The sequence below is a fragment of the Alkalihalobacterium sp. TH-98 genome (assembly GCF_057473385.1).
The window spans coordinates 56,624-76,574 of the sequence record NZ_JBYCKM010000017.1 but is presented as its reverse complement, the minus strand read 5'-3'; the positions used below and the strand labels follow the sequence as shown (position 1 = coordinate 76,574).

12 protein-coding genes and 1 pseudogene are annotated in these 19,951 nt (G+C 33.2%); all 13 read right to left on the bottom strand.

Annotated features, from left to right (window positions below; translation table 11 throughout):
* Positions 1 to 236: 236 nt before the first annotated feature.
* The 13 genes and pseudogenes from AC2VNP_RS07530 to AC2VNP_RS07470 all read right to left on the bottom strand — a co-directional run bounded on the left by AC2VNP_RS07530 (position 237) and on the right by AC2VNP_RS07470 (position 19,249).
* Positions 237 to 941, bottom strand: coding sequence for a class I SAM-dependent methyltransferase (locus tag AC2VNP_RS07530; RefSeq protein WP_486916728.1), 705 nt, complete (start codon positions 939 to 941; stop codon positions 237 to 239).
* A 359-nt stretch (positions 942 to 1,300) separates the two neighbouring features.
* Positions 1,301 to 2,044: a hypothetical protein gene (locus AC2VNP_RS07525; protein ID WP_486916727.1), complete on the bottom strand. Its 744-nt coding sequence runs from the start codon at positions 2,042 to 2,044 to the stop codon at positions 1,301 to 1,303.
* The gene (locus tag AC2VNP_RS07520; RefSeq protein ID WP_486916726.1) at positions 2,028 to 3,782 is read right to left on the bottom strand and encodes a hypothetical protein; all 1,755 of its coding nucleotides are present in this window, start codon (positions 3,780 to 3,782) and stop codon (positions 2,028 to 2,030) included. Before AC2VNP_RS07520 ends, AC2VNP_RS07525 begins: the two co-directional genes overlap by 17 nt.
* Positions 3,783 to 3,795: 13 nt before the next feature.
* Complete coding sequence (locus AC2VNP_RS07515; protein WP_486916725.1) at positions 3,796 to 6,483, bottom strand: hypothetical protein; 2,688 nt, start codon at positions 6,481 to 6,483, stop codon at positions 3,796 to 3,798.
* Positions 6,484 to 7,794 carry a hypothetical protein gene (locus AC2VNP_RS07510; protein WP_486916724.1) on the bottom strand — a complete coding sequence of 437 codons (1,311 nt, stop codon included), beginning with the start codon at positions 7,792 to 7,794 and terminating at the stop codon, positions 6,484 to 6,486.
* A gap of 218 nt (positions 7,795 to 8,012) precedes the next feature.
* Positions 8,013 to 8,522, bottom strand: a pseudogene (locus AC2VNP_RS07505) (DUF72 domain-containing protein); the annotation flags it as partial.
* A gap of 355 nt (positions 8,523 to 8,877) precedes the next feature.
* On the bottom strand, positions 8,878 to 9,537 hold the full coding sequence (locus tag AC2VNP_RS07500) for a transcriptional regulator (RefSeq protein ID WP_486916723.1): 660 nt from the start codon (positions 9,535 to 9,537) through the stop codon (positions 8,878 to 8,880).
* A gap of 774 nt (positions 9,538 to 10,311) precedes the next feature.
* Complete coding sequence (locus AC2VNP_RS07495; RefSeq protein ID WP_486916722.1) at positions 10,312 to 13,437, bottom strand: type I restriction endonuclease subunit R; 3,126 nt, start codon at positions 13,435 to 13,437, stop codon at positions 10,312 to 10,314.
* Positions 13,438 to 13,458: 21 nt separating this feature from the next.
* Complete coding sequence (locus AC2VNP_RS07490) at positions 13,459 to 14,673, bottom strand: restriction endonuclease subunit S (protein WP_486916721.1); 1,215 nt, start codon at positions 14,671 to 14,673, stop codon at positions 13,459 to 13,461.
* The gene (locus AC2VNP_RS07485) at positions 14,663 to 17,434 is read right to left on the bottom strand and encodes a type I restriction-modification system subunit M (RefSeq protein WP_486916720.1); all 2,772 of its coding nucleotides are present in this window, start codon (positions 17,432 to 17,434) and stop codon (positions 14,663 to 14,665) included. Before AC2VNP_RS07485 ends, AC2VNP_RS07490 begins: the two co-directional genes overlap by 11 nt.
* A gap of 269 nt (positions 17,435 to 17,703) precedes the next feature.
* Entirely contained in the window at positions 17,704 to 18,276 is a 573-nt protein-coding gene (locus AC2VNP_RS07480; RefSeq protein WP_486916719.1) for a hypothetical protein, read from the bottom strand.
* Positions 18,277 to 18,279: 3 nt separating this feature from the next.
* Positions 18,280 to 18,948: a head maturation protease, ClpP-related gene (locus AC2VNP_RS07475; RefSeq protein WP_486916718.1), complete on the bottom strand. Its 669-nt coding sequence runs from the start codon at positions 18,946 to 18,948 to the stop codon at positions 18,280 to 18,282.
* Between the two features lie 16 nt (positions 18,949 to 18,964).
* Positions 18,965 to 19,249, bottom strand: coding sequence for a hypothetical protein (locus AC2VNP_RS07470; protein WP_486916717.1), 285 nt, complete (start codon positions 19,247 to 19,249; stop codon positions 18,965 to 18,967).
* Positions 19,250 to 19,951: the final 702 nt, after the last annotated feature.

Genomic DNA, 19,951 nt, shown 5'->3' with positions numbered 1-19,951 from the left:
TTAGAGTTTTTACATTTCTTAATAAATTCATCATCCATTCATCTTCTTGAATTACCTTTACAATATCATCTTCATTATAAATTATCATAGTTACACCTACTTACGTTAAAATCGTTTTCTTATTAAAGAGTATAATTCACTTTGTACTATATGTCAGTTAGTCGAAATAAGAAAAGCGACTCTTCTTTCATGAAGAATCGCACTCGCACTTATTTGTAAAACAATTATGGTGGTAATTAAGGTTTTTGAAATAGAGCCGTCAAAAAATCAGGTACACCAAAAACTACATCTGGCTGTTCTATAATTTTCATTTTTCTTATTTCAATCTCTCTCAAATCTTCAAAGATAGTCCTTAATTTTTCGTCAGTATAACCCAACCCACCTTTTAGACTCCGCAATCTATATACTTCCCAATCCGATATTTCTGCTCCACCTAACACTCCACCCTGAATGAAACATATTAATGCGAAATGACCATTAGGTTTTAAAGCTCTTTTGACTAAATTTATGTAACTCATTCTTCGGTGCGGTGCTATATGGTGAAAACAACCCGAATCATAAACAATATCATAGCTGTTTTCTTCAAAGTCTAATTCAAAGATATTTTCATTGATGAAGTTTACACTTACATTCTTTTCATTTGCACGTTCTTCTGCCCATTTAAGTGACTCCTTCGATAAATCTACTGCATCTACACTACAACCATTTTCTGCAAAATAAATAGCATTTCGACCTGCACCACAACCTAATTCAAGAACTTTACCTTTTGTAAAAACTCCATTATTAAAGTAACTTACCAAATTTTCATCTGGAATATTTTCAAAAAAAGGAACCCCTTTTGCACGATCAGAATAAAAATTATCCCAAAACTGTGTTGGCTCTCTCAATAAAGAATCTAACATATTCAATAATTCTTCATAATCATAAATAGTTTCTCTCAATTTTACCCCTTCTTTACAATAATTTATGTTCTATTTAATTATACTAAATATTACATAAATTATTGTTAAGAGAACATTAAAATCATATTATTTAAGATTATGAATCAACCTAATTACCAATACTCAAAAGCCCAGACGAACGCTTTAAATGCTTCTATTTTGTTTCGATTACCTATTCTAATAGGAATATACCACTTCACTTTAAAAATGAATATTCAGCTTTTATGAGCGTTATAGACGATTTGATTTTTTTACTTCACTCAATAAATATTACAATTATTACGATTATATTACAAAGGGTGAGAGCGAATTATGCAGTTACATTGGTTTTCCAGTTCGGAACAGTAAAAGAACTATTATTAATCATATTGTTCTGTTATCTGTTGAAATCTATTTTTCTTAATCGGGGTTACTACATTTTTGTTTGAACCCTTCGTTTTATCCTCGATCTCCCTATAATTATTAATAAGCTCTCCAAATTTTTCATACCCCTTTTCTGGTGAAGAGAATGCCGTTTCAAAAAAATAGTCTACTATTGGATGTCTTGACTTCCCTGTAGTTATTAGATTGATTAAAGGGACATCCGATTTGTGACTTGCATTAAACCACGAAAACAAAACGTTTTCCTGTTGTTCAATTAGTGCTTCTAACTCTTTGATCTTATCCTTTTGATTTGCAATTTCCTGTTTTAAATCTTCGATTTTAGATAAATGCTTGTTCGAATCTTTTGCTTTCTTTTCGTTTAGTTTTAACGCCTGTGTCAATCGTTTTTTATCAGACGGTTTTCCTGTAAAATACTTATTAACGCATTCTTCTGTATCTACAAAGGTATCTGTTACAGTAGTCTTATTATTAGTTATAGTAGTTTCATAAGCCTTATTTGCCCTATCAATAGCTTTTCTACCTTGACGGTCTTCTCTACGCCAAAAATCCTCACTTAATTTATACGAAATTTCCCCTTTCTCGTAGAGCTTTTTAGAGAACCGATACACTTCTGAATACTTAATCCAACCAGTGAGTTTTTCTTCTTGAGTAAAACAATAAACAATTTCTTCAATTTCTTCTTTTGGGTATTCTTTACGCTTCCTACCTCTTGTCTCCACTTCCGACAATCCTTTCTTTTACTTTGATAAGACTTACGTATTTCCTAATTGCGTTGTCTATACGCTTCGATTTGTTAATTAACTCTTTTCGAATCGCTGAGTTGTCAGACGAGAAAAAATCATCTTTACCAAATTTATAGATCCCTTTGTATAAATTTTGAAGGTTTTCTATAACGGCTTCAATATCAGATTTACTATCATTAAGTTTCTGTGCCAGAATATGTTGTTTTTCCGAAAATTCCTCTTCCGAAATTCTCCACCATTCAGTACACTCCCAACAGTCCTCTACAGGGCATTTCTGTTCTTCAAAAGTACAGTATCCATCTTTCATTTTCCTTCTAAAATCAGTCTTTGGTGGTCTTAAAATAAACTGTTCAATAAACGATATACTGATTGAATGCTCTTGCTTTGATTCCTTTTCAGAAATTTTTTCACTGTATCTATCAAGATCAAAACTTTGGATTAAATCTAAAATTTCAAGATCAACAGATTTTTGAACATGGTTGAAATAATGCCCTTGTGTATATATAGAAACGTGTCCTCCAAGTCGAGCTATTTCTGTGGCATGATAGCCCTGTCTATGCAAATTGATGAACGCAAGGTGTCTGGTATCTCCTGATCTGAGCTTCCTCGTAATTGATAATCTGTCATTGTCAGAATCCTCTTTATCCGAGAAAGAGACTTTGTATTCTCCAAATACTATATATTCATAAAATGAATTCAAGAGGAACCTAAAAATATTGATTGTAAATTTGTTAGGATTTATCCTTTGATTAACGTATATATTTTTTGACGACAATTTCTCATGAACAATCGAAGGAATAGAGCGATATGAAATCAGGGTATCCGTTTTTCCATAACGATCACTTCTTTCTCGGTATTCTTCTATCTTTCTATACAAATGTTCTGGAATCTTAATTGTATCCAAGATCTGTATTTTCCTTTTATTTTGCTTCTGCTTATGTCTTGGCAATTTAATATAAAACCCACCATCCTTTGGAATAAGACAGTTTCGTTCAATAGTACAATACTCAGAAGGTCTCATTGGTATCAGAGAGGTCAAGTTCCACCATAACCAAACAGGAAACCACCTCAAATACTCTTGCTCCGAAAGTTCCTTAGAAAAATAATCTTGTAGCACCTTTGAAAAAATCAAAATGTCTTTAGACGGTGGCAGTAGTCTTCTATGCTCTTCCCAAGATGGCTTTACAGAATATAACAAAGAGACAAATTCGTCATTTGCTGAGGAGTAACCGCTATAGTAATCTAAAAAATTTAACGCACTGGTACATATAGTTCTTTTCCTTCTCTCAGAGAAGTTATTAAATTCATCTACGAATTCTTCCTCATTAATTGATGTAAGTCCCTTAGTTAAGGTCATAAACTGCCTTAGTCCGCTATTTATCATCACTTCAACAACTAATGCACTATATCCTTCATCAATTAATGAAGCTGTCCAACATTTTACTATATCAATAAATTGTTCCGTATTCATTTCTTGATTAAATTGAATAACTTCCCTTATTCTATTAAAATCAATTGATAACTTTTTTGCTTCCAGTACATTTTCCAGAAACCATTTTTCTTGTTCAAATTGACAATCGCTTAAATCATTTCTATACATTTCGTTTTCGAGTATAGCTTTTGATTCTTCAATTGAATCTTTTAGGTCAAAACTTTTTTCGTTATATTCTTGGACTTTGTTAATTAATTCATCCATTATATTGACTGTTCCCATGTAAATCCCTTCTTCAATCTAAATATTGTATTTCTGGTTCTGGAAGTAAGTGGAACTGTTCCATAAATTGATTCATGTCATGATCAATAAATAACTCAATGATTTCTACCCCAAATCTCTGTTTAGCTTCATAAAGCCTATTATAGTCCTTGAGCAATAAATTAAAGAGCTTTGTTTTCTCCCCAATAGGAACATCAGAGTCATTAATCATAGTTTGATAGCGGTAGAGTATCCTTTTTATTCTTTTGCATATAGTAGTCAAGGAATAAAAATTAGGAATAGAAAATGGACACTTATTACATTCAATCTCTTTGGCAATGCAATCGGCAAAAAAACACTGATACGATTCTTCCCTTGCAGGGGATAGCCCTAAGTTGATTAAATTCAATTTTTTCTTCAATTCATCTTTTGGGAGCTTTTCTAAATAAACTCCTAAATCATGTTGTTCTTGCGATATCTGATTTAAGTAAGAAGTCATGTCTTCCAATTTTACAACGTCGCCGAGTAACTCTTTTATTTCTATCGACTGCTTCGTTTGTTCCACTCTGGTTTTTGGACTCTCCCCTATTAACAGGGTATTTATTTTGTTATAAATGAAACCAAAATATCCTGTGTCAAAGAGTTGTTCTGTAATAAAATCTAAATGTTCTTGTGGAATTTGATAATAAACATTTGTAGTTTCCGCTGTTGTATGTCCTCTTAAATGCTGTGCTATCTCTATCGGATCACCAAAGGTAGATTCAATTACTGAACTTGTATAAACTAAAACGGTAGAATTCATTTTTCTTGATTGAAATTTGAAACCCTCACGATATTTACTAAAAAAAGAATCATGGATTGTACTGCTAACTTGATTCCTTGAATTGTAGAAGTGAATTAAGTTTGGCTCACCATGTAGATGAAGATTCCTGCATCTGAATTCACATATAAGAATTGCGTAAGCCATAGGTATAGTTAATTCACTTGAACAGTAGAATGTTGCCTTTTCTTTATTTTTATTATGTTCAAACCATTGAAGCTGATAATTCTTAACAATTTTCTCCGCTTCTGTATAGGTCAATTTTAGGTCGTCAAGTGACTCAATAGAATTCAAATTCAGATTATCAAATAACTCAGAAGGAAACCTTGGAAATTCTAAAACAGTGCTATTTCTCCAACCATTACATAAGTGCAAAAGAACATACAGCCACATTGATTCATACTTTTTGTACTCTTTATTCTTTGACAAATTCCTATTTCGTAAAGCCTTTTTAACGCTATCTACTGCATTTAGTTTATGTAACTCATAATCTTTTACGTAGCGGTATAAACCTAAATATTCTTCAACAGAATATATGTCTTTTTGTTTTTTAGTTAAGGTGTCCCCCTTGATGTTTTTGAAGTTTAGTTTGGAGAGATTAAAAAGCCTTTTACCCGATTTTTGCTCAACAGTTTGACTCATATTATGCAAGAAAGAATATATTTCTTTTTGATAAGTCATTTGTACATTTTTGTTGAAAATACTTAAATTCAGTTCCTTCTCGGAAAACTCATGTATTTCTTTTGAGGATGTTAAATCGGAAAGAAGCCTTGTAGACTGTCTAAATCCGATTACTCTTGATTTGCAAGTTTCATCATTCCCACTCATATTTCTTAATCTCCATTTGGCAAACTGAAACCAAAGACTTTTTGTAATTCGAGCATTTTCAGAGAAATCAACATTATCAATTTCAATAATTTGTAATAGAAGTTGGTAATAGTCAGTGGTAGTAAAGGAACAGATCCTCGATATTTCTTTTTCTTTTTTTAGATTTTCAATATATTTATCAACGCCATTTTTGTAATACAGCGTCATCTTAGCTCTATATTTCTCGGTTCTAACAATTAAAGGAATACCATCTGGAACGGCGAAATCTTTCAAGACCTTTTCATATGGAGATACTGCTCCAATTTCATTATAGAGCTGAACAAGTTCTTCGTATGTGTAAGTATTCTCTTTCAAATCTTTAAGAGTTTTTAACTGTAAGTCTTTTAAAAATTGAAAGTCTTTCTTACTCATAAAAGTTTGGTTATATCCGTCATTTCTCGTTCCTCTAAAAATTTTTATGTTATAGAGTTTCATGATTTCGTAAAAATTATGTTTTAATACTCCTAATTCAACCATGACCTCTTTTACGTTTATTTTATCCTGAATTGATTCCAGATCCTCTTTCTTTACATACTGGAAATCGTAGAACTTTTGAAAGATTACGATTTCTATTCCTTGATTAACTAAATACCCTCTAAAAGCCCTTACATCAGGAGTTGATTTATATTTTTCAAACGCATCGGTTAATGAAATATAGTCGTTTAAAAATTGATAATAACTGCTTTTTTTTATAAAATACCGATCAGTTCGTGTGATAGGAATATCCAAAACCAAAAACTCTATACACGTTTTTTCAGCGAATTCCCTAATAACAGGGATGGAGATGTAGTTAGTTTTTCCTGTTAGATTAAAAACAAACTCTTCAATAGGCATATATTCATTTCTAATCGTATCAATTTTCCCCATATAGAGTTCAAGAGATTGTACAGAAACATAAATTTTACCGTTTACTATCTTTCCATCTATTTCTTTGTTTTCTATTAACTTCCGAATTTTTTTGTAATCACGCCTAATTCCGTATTCTTCTAAATTATACTTTTTATACAAAGCAAAAAAAGTTTCATATCCTTCCATTTATACTCCCCTTAAATCCTCAATTTTTGTAAATTTCCTTTCCGAAATAATCGTTGCCTTGGCTATTTTTTCAATTGCCTCTTCCGTTTTAACCTTGACATTATGTTCTTCTATATAATCCTTAGCGGATTGGATATTTCTATCTCCCCTCATGATTCTGACCTCTTCCGCAGACCATCCTAATAAAAACACAAGAGTATTTGTGAAAATACCTCTCCCAATATGAGTAGACCAAGATTTTGAAGTTAATCTTCTATAAGATTCTTCATCAAATTCAAGAAGGTTTTCCAAAAATTTATTTTTTACCTTAGTGAATCTTTCCCAATATGCCATACCCGAAATCGGCTGTCCTGTATGAATTGAGCAAAATAAGGCACGTTCATTCTTCAATTTTCCTTTTTCCTCTAATAGCTTCAAACGTTTCTTGTGCCGTTCTAATAGCTCTAAAACAATCGGAACTTTAAAAACTACTTGCAGTCTTGGGTTCTTTACTTGCTCCCCTACTGTTACTTTTTTATGTTCAAACAATGTCTTCCAATTGTCCTGTATGTTGACTGTAAATTCACCAGTGCCATTCTTCTTAGGTTCTTTCAAACTACTACGTAACAGATTTACAACCTCTCCTTTCCTTAATCCTCCATAACATTGCAATGCTATTCCCAATGCAATATCAGGAGCTTCTATCTCTGCCACTCTTAGAAAACGATTTACAAGATCTAATCTTCCTTCACCAAAATCTTTTAATCTATTTTCTTGTACTCCGTTCTCTCTTCTATTTGGATATTCTGTACCAAGTTCAAAATTATCAAAAGGACTAAGAATAAAAGTTTCTTTTTTCCCTTTTACGCTTCTGACTTCCTCTCTGTACTGGATTTTCTCATTTATTAGTGTTTGTTCACTTAGCCAAAAATAAAATTTAGTAAGGATACGGTCTGCATCACTAACCTTCTGAGCTACAATCTCTCCTGCTCTTACTCTTTGTGTTAGATGTGTTATATAACTTGCACCATGTATTAACCGTAAATCTTTTATGCCGTTACTCTTTAGACCTATAAATGTTTCCTCTTCGTCATCTATGCTATCTACAATGTAATTCAAAAACTGTTTTAACTCGTCAGCATAGTTCTTCTGTGATTTAATAGATAGTGATTTTCTTTCAAATGTACCCTTTATAAAATTTGAAATTGGATGTGGTAAAAGCATTCCTGTTTTCTTATCCTCTATACATAGAAATATCTTATCCTCTTCAACTAATGTTCCTTGTCTTATTTCCTTTATTTTCATTTGTTTTACTACAAAATTAAAGCCCACTATACCCCTCCTAACCGCTACCCGCTTCGGGACTACATCCCCCAATAATGTATAAGAACACATATTCTATACAAAATATATTAATCTATTACACTTAATAATTCAACACAAAAAAAAAGACCATTGTGTGAAATAGTCCCCTAACAATCCTCTATATATCAATGTTTAATACTTCAAAATTAGAATATATATTTTTTCTCCTAAATATACTAATCCATATCACAAATGCTGTGGATCCATTGTTCCGCCTTCATAAATGATATTGTTTTCTCCTTCATATCTGGAGTAAACCAAGATTGATGGCGAAATTCTAGTGCAACTGGAAGACCTTGAAGCTGTGCCTTAACATAGCGGATATATTGGACATTTTCTTTTCGGCAATCAAACCAAGGAGGAAACTGACACAAGACCATCGCTAACCGTTTTTCCCGAACTAACGGATGGACCGAATCGCGAAACGCTTCGAACATCTCCTCTTTCGACTGAAACGGAATTTCTCCCCGCTGATGCCCCGTCATTCCTTGATAAGCTTTTACAACAAATTGAAAGGAAGCTGGGGTTTCACGTATCCATTTTTCATAATTACGAACAGGTTGTATCGCATAAAATGAGGAATCGACTTCAACGACAGGAAAATGACTGCTGTACGTTCGCAGCTTATCCTGAAGCCTCGTTCCTTCATATAGATCATCGTGATCGCCCCATCCTGTTAAACCTATGTAAATCATCGCAATCCCTCTTTGTCAAAATGATGGATATGTATATCATACTACTGTTTTTCTGATGTTAACAATAGTTAGGGCTTTAGCTCATTGATAGGAACGTAAGAAATGGAGGTGAACGATAACTATTATGGGGGTGAAGTTTTAAGAGATTGGTGAGGTGAATTGTGGTGCTGCTATAAAAAAAGGATGCTGCTGCTTTTGGATGTGCTCTTGCTTTGGGATGCTGCTGTGCAAAATAGGGGTACTGTAGAATGAGGTGCTGCTGTTGAATTAATAGGCTGATAGTGGAAATTGTGGTGGAAAATCGTTAGGTTAGTTTTAAAGTGGCTACAGTTTACTTATTTAACATTATTTCATCTTAAAATTCCGACGTTCCTTTAAGTTGATAGGATCGAGCGCGTTTGTTTCCGCTAGCTATAAATAATACTTCGAGATCCACGAGTCGATGTAAAATACGCCGAGCTTGGCGATCGCCTACCTTTAAGTGGTTCGTAATTTCAAGGGGTGTTATCGGTCTTACTAGCCGCCTTGCATACCTTACAACTTCTGCTTCTAGCCATGATAACTGCGGTTGGGTTTCCATAGAAATAAACTTTCCAATAAAAGCTAGGACAAGTTGCTGACATTGTTTGGTTTCTTCTTTAATCGATAAGTAAGCTATCGGTAATATGGTCCAACCATCAAGCGAGAGCAACGAATGTCGCCAGCACAAGTCTTTAAATCTCCTCACATCAAGATCTCTTGCATGTGGACCATATCCTTGGATTTCAATACAGCCTCTCGCATCTCCGCGTTTATAAGCCAGGTCAAGATAACGATAGCCATTATTAAAGTCTTGGACTTCCCATTCTGGGTACAAATCATCAAAATTTCCTATTACAGGGAACCAAACTAATCGAAGAAACTCAACTGTCCCATGCCCAAGTCCTTTTTCAAGAAGCTCACGCCTTCGGGGATTAATTTCTTCAGCAATTTGAATTTTTAACCACTTATCATATTCTTCCTGAAACCTTGCCATTGTAACCACTCCCAATTTAAGTTTAGAAGTGACCTCTATGCAGACTGACTACGTTTAGTATAAATGTAACTTGAACTCTCTTCAAACAATTTCTTTCGCAGTTTTTTTGCGGACTCTGAGGCCTTTATTTCATGTTTTTTGCCCTATTTCATTATTTTAGAGGACTCAGCGGCGCTTATTTACTATCAATCATAGAAATTTTAGGCCGAATCAGCAATATAAGGGCCTCTCAGTCCGCTTAACTCTAAAAGTGGTGATTTTTTGCTAAATAAGCGCCTCTCAGTCCGTTTAATTATTTGAGTGGATTTATCTCCAGTTAACGGCACTATTGTTCACTCACCATATTGTTAATTTTCCGCCTAATAATGCCTGCATTACTTCACTCAAGCAAACAAAACCGTCTCCACCTCAAGAAAATAAAAAAACCGCTCCTCCACAGGGGAAGAAGCGGCCTTTTATCTATTAACCGATAGAACCTTCCATTTCGAACTTGATTAAGTTTGCTCGAAATGGGACGTAATGATTAACAATAAATCCTCTCAAACCTTTGATATAAAGCCATTCTTCAAATGGTCTAAAATGGTTTATAATTTGAACTTGGCACGGACTTGGCACGAAGTTGGCACAGAATTTTCGCATCTAATAAGATGATTTGAAGAGAACTCATTAGAAACAAACTGTGAGTTCTTTTCACTTGTGTTTAATTATCAGCTTGAAATTGAAAAATACGACCATATTTTTTGGAGTTATCTGTTGGTTTTATTTTAATAAATATCAATCAATATCAAATCCTCCTTCAAGAACGAATTTGCGAATTAAAGCATCTGTCTGCTGAATAGCTTCAAATGCTTTTAACCTAGTTCCATGTTTTTTTTCCAACCACTCTCTTGCCTTCTTTTTATCAACGGATGACAACAAGTTAGCAAAACGACCATACTCATTTAGGTTATGTTCAGTAACTTTGAGATTCATGAGTTTTCGTAATGCTGTTTCATCTAGACCAAATGCAATAGCTAGATAGTGTATGCGATCATTTTCTGTATTTGCTTGGTATTCATTTATATAATCTATAAATGTCTTATTAGAGTCTGCTAACAAATCTCCGTTTTGGAAATCATGAATAACCATATTAGCGTATTTTTGTTGTTCCTCAGTTAACGTTGCAAAGTATTTATGTAAATCATTTAGCGCTTTTTCAATCTCTTGCTTACTTGCTTTAATACTTGTTAGCTTTAGGAATTTGTCAAAACGAGAATCCAAATACTCATGATCTATTCGGACAGTATCTTTTTCAATAATAGTATAGTCTACTTCAAATGGAACATCATCAACAATTCTTCCACCACCACCGCTCAATAACTCTTTGTAACGAAGTAGAAGGATGTTGTAGGTTTGTTCATCACATTTAACTTCAATTGTTTTTTCGGCCTCATCCTTTTCGATGACACAGTCATAGTTCAACTTTTCCCAGCTAAACCCTTGAATTTGGGCTGCCTCTAAATGGTCATTGAAAGTTCTAAATAAATTAGCAAACTTCCCTTTAGAGGTATCATCATCAGGAAGTTGCTCAAAGTTGTCAATTCCCGCTTCTGTGAATACTGCTGAGATGTCATCAAATAATTGATTTAATTTTGTTAGATTCCTACCTAGCTTATCAACAAATAATCCAAGTTCTTTATCACCAGAATACACCTTAACAGCGTCTTGTATGTTACGTTCCATCGTATTAACTAATCGATAATAACGAATTATTCCGAATGGTTTTTCTTTACCAAATAAACGATTAGTACGAGAAAAGGCTTGGATAACATTTGCATACTCCATAACCTTGTCAAGATAAAGTGTGTTAATCCACTTCGAATCAAAACCTGTAAGAAGTTGATTTACTACTATCACGATATCTAATTGTTTTTCTTTTTTAAGATTTCTATATGGCGTTTTATGTGCTAACCGTAGTGCTACATCTTTTCTGAACTTTGAATGCTTCGGAATTGTAAATTCTTGATTGAATTGATTGTTGTAATCTGTAAGAATTTCAATCAACCCATCTTCTTTAAAAATAACATCTTCAGCATTGTCAAAATTATTATCAAATAAAGCAGTTACTTTCAATCCAATTTGATTTTCCTTAAGCAACCTGTAATATTCTATCGCTTCACGAATACTACTTGTTGCTAAGATTGCATGGAATTTACTGTTTCTACTTAATGTTATCCAGTTATTTAGAATATCTTCAACTACTGTTTGTCGATGATAGGCTTCAAACTGAGAATTTGGTATATAATCCTCTATTCCCTTAACATATTTGTTATTCGAAGGATTGAGATATCCTGCCATTGGAACTTGTTTATTATCCATAAACTTATAGTAAACTTCTGACTTTTTAGGATCAGTCATCACTTCATGCTCATCTTTTGCCTTAGCTTTTAATAGTGCTACTTGCTTTCTAATATCATTATCATTGAAAGTTGGAACTTTATATAAATCAAACGCTAAAACATTTTCATCACGAATCCCATCTGAAATACTATAACGGTGCAGTTCATTACCAAATACCATTGCAGTAGTGCTTGATTTAATTTCATTTTCTACGTGAATTGGTGTACCAGTGAAACCGAAGAATATGGCATCTGGAAAAGTTTTTTTAATTGTAATTAACATTTCTCCGAAAGTTGAACGGTGAGCTTCGTCTACAATGAATACGATTCGTTTCGATTGAACCGCTTCAATATCAGACTGTTTGGTTCCATCTTCTTTTATATTGGACATCTTTTGGATTGATGTAACGATCAAGGTATCTGATGATAAATCACTCTTTAACTTAGTAATCAATACGCTAGTAGACTCAGTACCTTCAATATCATCTTCATTATCGGCAAAACCTTTAAATTCACCTAAAGATTGAGTACCTAGCTCAATTCTATCCATCAAAAATACGACTTTATCAGCATCACCTGAAGAAGCAATTAGTTGTGCAGACTTGAAACTTGTCAATGTTTTACCAGACCCAGTTGTATGCCAGACATATCCCCCACGTGCATCTTTTCCACGCCAATTCATTTGGGCAACTCTATCTGAAATCTCGTTAGCTGCATAATATTGATAGCTCCTCATTACCTTGAGAACATTATCTGTTGAATCTGGTACTGTGTAATAACCGATTAACCGATGTGCCATTGGAATCGACAGTAAAGTATCCGCTATATCCTTCCAATTATTAATTGGTTCATTATCAAAATCTGCCCAATGAAAGTAATAATCAGGAGTGAATTTCCCTTCTTCACCAGGATTAGCAAAATACAATGTTTCATCTGGGTTCATTGCTACAAATACCTGAATTAATGAAAAAATTCCCGAAAATACATTTTCATATGAATATTTCTCGATTTGATTTATCGCTTTACTAACTGGTACACCAGAACGCTTTAGTTCAACATGAATAACTGGCATACCGTTAATCAGTAGCATAACATCTCCTCTTCTATCACTTAACAAAGACGATTTTTTTGAAAAACGGGGTTGTCTTGCTATTTGATAAAAACTACTTCCAGCTGCTATTTCTTTTCTATCGTAAATCTTTAAACTAACTTCTTTTCCAAAGTGAAGTTGATCCTCACTATTTTCTCGTTTTATAGTCACAGATTTTCCATTGATAAAAATATTTTTCTTCAAAGGTGTTTTTAATGCATTAATTTGTTCGATTATTTGATTCATTTCACCTTTATTAAGAGGCACATTATTTAATCTATCTTGTTCTTTATTATTCTCAAATAAAATGTTTGCCCAATTTTGAAGTAAATCCTCCTCTGTTGGATTATCAATAATTCCGTCCCAACCTTTTTGGCTAATAAGCAAACTAACTAAAGCTTCTTCAAATAACTTTTCACTTTTGAATACCATGAATTTTCACCTCCTCAACCTTTAAATGAACATTTTCTTAAGCATTGATTTTTTAATTTGTTGTAGTTTACTCAACTGTTCTTTATGAAGAGCAATATTTTTATCTATTTTCTCGAAAAAATTACCGATCTTTTTTTGTTCTTCTATTGATGGAAAGGAAAATTCCATTTTCTTAAATTCACCAGTTGTAATCTGATTTATTGTAGCTCCTAGATTCTTGTTAATTTCAATAGTGAATTGACTAGTATCTAACAAGGCATTGAAAAAAGAAGGAACTTCAGAACGAACTCCTGTCATAAAAGCTCCGATGACTGTATTATCCATTTTTTTCTTAACACAAGCGTGTTTACCAATTAAATTTCTAGAGCCATTTCGTACTACAACAATTACATCACCAATCTCGACATTTTGAGAATTTACAACTTCTGGATTTACATATACATTATCTGCCGTTATTAATTCCCCATCTTTAACATTTGAAGATCTAAGTACCAAAGTTCCTTCATCCACAATGCTATCTGGAGAATAAGTTAGTCCAGAATAAAAATCTACCTTATCTCCTAATTTATGTTGGTTCCAACCATAATTAAATCCTTTAAAACGAATTTCCGGTACACTTTTTCCTCTTTGAGGAAACATTTTCTGAAGCATAGCTTTTTTAAAATTAACATATTTTTTTAATTCACTCTGATGAAGAACGATAGTTTCATCTAATTGAGTGTAAAAATGTCCAATCATACTTTGTTCTTTTAAGGAGGGTACATATAATTCCATCTTCCCTAAACTTTTCCCCGAAATTTCTAAGAACGTTGATCCAGATGCATTATTTAATGCAAACTCTTTTATTTTACCTCCCATAGAATAAATAAAATAAACGTCGAAATTGTCGTTAATAACTAAAGATTGAAATCCCTGATTAGTAGCTCCATCTTTCTTTAGAATAGCCATATCTCCTATTCCAGCACGAGAAGTAAACAATATAGTTTTATTTGCAGGTAGTACTTTGGCAGAACTCTTTTTTAATCCAAGTTCAGTAATTTTTTTTCGACTTTCATAAGCATATATTTCTTCTCCAATTTCTACGGGTGAATACCAATTAATTTCACCATCCCAATACTCTTTGACATTCGTACTTGGAGTACCACCGCCAATAATTTCAGCCACTTCATTTAACCTAGCCTTATCCCAATCATCGGTAAATCCATCAAAGCGAATTTCAGGTTTTTTATTTATCATGTTTATCACCATTAAGCAACAATTTAAATTCACTAATACCCTTCATATCAAACTCACTACCTGTCAATTCATCAAGAAGAGTTCCTAAATCATTTTTAGAACTTTCAATGTCATGAGATACTTCAACGAAAGTCTTATCATACTTTTTCTGAATTGAAGTCAGTTTTTTATTTAATTCCTCAACTAGGTAAGTAGGAAGTTTTTTGATTGATTGTACTAATGGATCAATCCATTTATATTTAAGAAGTTCTTTTGCTTGTTCATTAGTAAGGTTTTCAATTGTAATTTTCGTTAGCTCATGAAGTGCAGCTTCGCCTTCTTTGATCTCTTTTTTAAGACCTTTTTCTTCTTCAAGTAACGATACTACTGAAGAAAGTGTTGAAGCAAAAGATCCTTCAGGAAATTTATAGTTGACTTGAATTGATGAAATATAACTTACCACATCTTTTTTGTTATATGTTCCACTAGCGTTAATAGGTATTGCACCCCAATTAACTTCAGGATGATTTGAAATAAATTCAACTTTCTCTTTCTTACTTCCTTTAGAATCTAAAAGATCAAGATACTCTCTCAATGCAATTAATTCTGGTGTCTCAATATCTTTGTAATATTCATTTAACTCACTATTAACATCTTTTAAAACAAATTTATCGTTAGAGTCGTTCAAAACATCGAACTCACCCTCCGCTTCTGAAAGAGTACCAATTATTCCTTCAAGCAAACCTTGAACTTCTATAAGGCGATTCTCTAATTTAATTAACTGTGCTTTCTCAGCTTTAAGTAAAGTCGATTGAACAAGCTCAAATGGAATAATTCGTCCCAACCATCCATCCTGAACAATAGTTTCTTTTCCATTAACCTTCTTGGTAATCATATTAGGGTCAACTATTCGAACAGAGTCAAAAGATTCTTTTTGCAATATCTCAATATCCCCTGAGATATCTTTCCAAGCGTCATCTAGAATTTGATAAGCATCATATTTATCAATAAGTTTAATACTACTCAATCTAGAAAAGATATTTATCGCTAAAGTTTCTTCTTTATTATTAAGCTTTACTTCAGCTAAATTTTCGATTAACTGATCATTAAGATAAGAATCAAAATCTCTAAAAGCATTTTCGTATTCAGCCTTAAAGTTATTGATATCATCATTTGAATCAAGAAGGGAACCAACATTTTCAGATTTTAGCTTTACATAATCACAATTAATCGCTTCAAATAAATCATTATAAAGCTCGGGGAATGCCTCCCAAACTTTTTTATAATCTTCTAACTCATTTTTGGGTATTCCACCAAACATTGTGGCGTAGACATCCCATTTCTCAATTTCTTCATTTGAATCAACATATCGAGGAATGTTTAAGTTGTATTCTTTATTTTTTATTTCCTGCAAAGTTGCTAAATGAGAAAAATTTTCAACTTCCTTACGTTGAATTACAGTATCAACAATTTTCTTAATATCAGAGGCTTGCAAAACATTTTTATTACCGACCTTTTTATAGCCTTTTGAAGCATCAATGAATAAAACATCAGTATTATTTCTTTGTTTTTTAAGAACTAAGATAATCGTTGGAATCCCAGTACCAAAGAAAATATTTGGCGGTAGTCCTATAATTGCATCAATCTTATTCTTATCTATTAAATTTTTACGAATAGTACCTTCTTCGCCACTACGGAATAATACACCATGAGGTAAAACAATTGTCATAATACCATCTTGTTTTAAATGATATAAATCATGTAGAAGAAAAGCATAATCAGCCTTACTTTTAGGTGCTAATCCATATTCAGCATACCTTGGTTCTGATTCTTTATTTACAGGATCCCACTTTTGGCTATAAGGTGGATTTGAGACAACAGCATCAACAAATAAAGGATTATATGTTGAAACTTTATCGTTCTCATCAAACCACGGCCAATCTTCCTCAAGGGTATCACCATTTCGTGTAACAATATTATCAGGTAAAATACCACGCATTACTAAATTCATACGAGTTAAATTATATGTACTTTCAATTAGCTCTTGTGCATAATACTTAATTTTATTTGTGTCTTCGACATGCTTTCCAACTGATTGACCTATATTAATAAGCAACGAACCTGAACCACTTGTAGGGTCATATATATTGATGGTTTCTTTTTCTTTTAAATGGTCAGCAATCAATTCAGCCATTATAACAGAAACTTCATGAGGGGTATAAAATTCACCTGCTTTTTTTCCTGCGCTAGAAGCAAATTGGCTTATTAAGTATTCATAAATATAACCTAATACGTCATAGTCACGTTGATTGCTTGTTGGAACATCATTGATGATTTCGATAAGATTTTTAATCGCTTTTGTACGACTGATTGATGTATCTCCAAGTTTCGAAATACCTTGTTCAAGGGTCTTAAAAATACCTGAGAAAACATTTTTATGTGTAGGATTGATATTTCTCGAAAAAGCAGAAAGAGCAGTCATTACATTATCAACTGAAAAATCATTACCTATTTTTATCCAATTAGAAAATAGGCTCTTCGGTTCAATAAAGAAACCAATATTTCGTTTTATCCAGTTAACTTCTTCTTCATTTTCTTCTGTTAATTCATCAATATCAGATTGCTCATAGCCATTTTCAATTAAAAATTTAAACTCTTTGTCTGAAAGAAACTTATAAAAAATAAAACCTAAAATATAATCTTTATACTCGCCAGCTTCCATCTTTCCACGTAAATTATTTGCTGATTCCCAAATTTTTGATGCTAATTGTTGTTTGTTCATAATATTTCTCCTAATTCCTTTAATTTTCGTTTCCGTATGTATTGTATAACTCCATTTTATCATTTAGCTTGTCCAACTGCTATTTTAATTTGATACAGCTACAACTGAGAATCAGCGTTGAACTGAAAAAAGCAGCTACTTTTTACATAGCTGCTTATATCCTTCAATATTTTCATAAATCCAAAAAAATACACGTTACTATCACGCAGAAAAATTAAGGTTCCCCCACCGGTCACAAAATGCGCTGTCAAAAAACCAAACAGGGGGGGTTAGGCGAGTTCTTTCAAAATCAACTCTTTTATTTTGTTTTCAATATCAGCTTTGCTCTCTGCTCTTCCATACTTGGTTTCGTATCGTTCCACCATTTCAGCGGTCAACGACAAATTAAAGTGAACTTGACAAAGCGATTTCTTCCTACGCTGTTCTTCTTGTATTTTCTTCTGTTCCTCATCATGTTTACTTACCTGCTTCACCCTCGTCCAAACCAAAGCTCGGACAAACTCTTCAAGCGATAACCCAGCCTTCTTAGCTTCTTTTATTAGTGGTTCCTTTACTTCCTTATCAAACGTAAACGTCAGCCAATCTAGAGGCTCTTCGGTTGTTTGTGGCTGGGTCAGTTCCGTTACCTTCTCAAATCTTTCAATAGCCTGTCGACAAAAAGGTTTGTATCCTCCGAACCTTAATTCACGACAAGTGTTAACAATCGCATTATATTCAAATTCTGTAACTCGCAACTTGACCTTCCCATCATAAAGCTTCTCCACATTTGTTTTGGTGAACCATTGCATGCCTCTTTTCATTGCTGGTTTCTTTGGTTGTAAATGTTCTTTTGTGATTTTCATTATTTAAATACCCACTTTCAATTTCAATAAATTTAAATGTGCTACTGAAGCTGCTACTTTGTTATTGTTTAACGAACTCAATCCTGAGGGTTCAGGCTCTCTAGTTAAACTTGAACCTGATAGTACCCCTTTTCCCTCAAACAGGATTCCATCCACAAATCCTAATTCCAGTGCATGTTGTACGGTCAACCATGTTTCCTCGTCCATAAGAGCTAAAAGCTCTTCTTGGCTTCTACCTGTCTTTAAATGATAAGCGTTAGCAATCGTTTGATTTACATTCTTTAATACACCCGACATATGTTCCATGTTCCGATAATCTCCGCTAGCGCCATTAATCCAAGCGTTATGTATCATCAGTTGGCTTGTGGCTGACATCATCACTCGATCACCTGCCATTGCCACCACACTAGCAGCAGACGCAGCTAGTCCTACAATGTTCACCGTAACGTGACCGCCATTCATACTATAGGCTTTTAATGCTGAATAGATTTCACTACCAGCAAAAACATCACCACCGCCAGAGTTAATATCTACTTCAACTGCTTGTCCATTTGCTTTTCCTAATTGTTCATGAACGACTCTTGGACATGTTGCTTCAATATCCAACCACTCATATACCTGATAATCTGAATTGTTAACAATAACACCTTTAACCTCTATTCTCTTTGCCATATCCTCGTCCTCTTTCTTAATAAAATGTGGGAGCGGTTAGCTGTTGTTGTTTCATTACGTCTTTAGCCTCTATTTCCAGTTGACGGTTCTTCAATTGTTCTAATTCAAATAAGGCTTGTTCTTTAGGTGTCATCGATTTGTGTAGTTTATCCGCTTTTTCATCCTTTTCTGCTAAAGCTCTTTTCAAAAACCAATTATCACGATGCGCTTGTACTTTTTCTGGTTTCAACCTCCTATAATCTCTCATGTATTTACGGTAATAAGCTCGTTTAGCTTCTTTGATTAATTCACGTTCATTCATTATAAACACCTCGTTTACCCTTTTATTGTTTATCTTTAATCTTATTATTCCAATATGTTTAATTCATTATTCTTTTAGATATCCTATTAACAAGTGCCTTTGATGTGGGTTTTACTCAATCTTCTATTACTTCCAAACAACAAAGAACCAGTCCCGATTTAAGGACTGGGTTTTAATTAGACTTGCCAATTGTAATAGATATGAAAGCGAAGAACCACAAGCTTTATCAATTTGTACAAAGTCTCCTTTTTTACATGTGTCTACTTGAACGAGCCGTCTACAAATCAAGTTTTATGGGCATAATAATAATGTCGTTTATCACAAGTTCCTTATACACAATCCACCTGAACCCACACGGATATGTGGGTTCTTTTTTTAAGAAAATCTAGAGCTATCCTGATTATACTACTATATACCTAATAGGCACTGAAATAAAAAATGACTAGATATCGTCTTTACACACTTCATAAAATCTAATCACGGTCATCATGTCATGATAAGTGAGTAACATATATATATCCATTTTCTCTAATTATTTTTAAAGTAAATACCTCAATTTTTATGTTCACTTTATTTTTCTTTCTAATATGAACCTTATCTTGGTATCATGGCGAATAAAAAAGAAAAACCCTGATATATCAGAGGTTCAATTCTACGCCATGATGATAGATTTATCATGGTGTAATCATGGCGAAATATATT